The organism is Pseudomonas sp. SIMBA_068 (genome assembly GCF_046534705.1).
Classification (GTDB): domain Bacteria; phylum Pseudomonadota; class Gammaproteobacteria; order Pseudomonadales; family Pseudomonadaceae; genus Aquipseudomonas; species Aquipseudomonas putida.
Map to the genome: position 1 here is coordinate 1 of NZ_JAWRYI010000599.1, position 269 is coordinate 269.

A 269-nucleotide genomic window follows, 5' to 3' on the forward strand; every position below is an offset into this window, starting at 1 on the left:
GGCCTTCGTTGGCGATAGCCTGTTCCATCAACAGCGCCATGTTCTCTTCCAGAACATGAATATGATTACGTGCGCGGGCCATGTGCCACTCGACCAACGAAACGGTGCCGCGTACCGGATGCGGCACACGTATCGCTTCTACTGCGCACGCATTGCGGATAAAAAACTCAGGATTTTTAATCAGATAATCGACAACCGCCCGGTCATCAAGCTCCGTGAGTGTTTCCTGCAGTTCTTCCCCTGGTTGCTTCATAGATGAATAAATCCGT

The 269-nt window shown here is 51.3% G+C and carries 1 protein-coding gene; it reads right to left on the reverse strand.

Annotation, left to right across the window (positions count from 1 at the left end; all coding sequences use genetic code 11):
• On the reverse strand, nt 1-253 hold a 253-nt coding region (locus SB756_RS30585), incomplete at its 3' end, for a DUF484 family protein (RefSeq protein ID WP_410913307.1).
• Between the last annotated feature and the right edge of the window lie 16 nt (nt 254-269).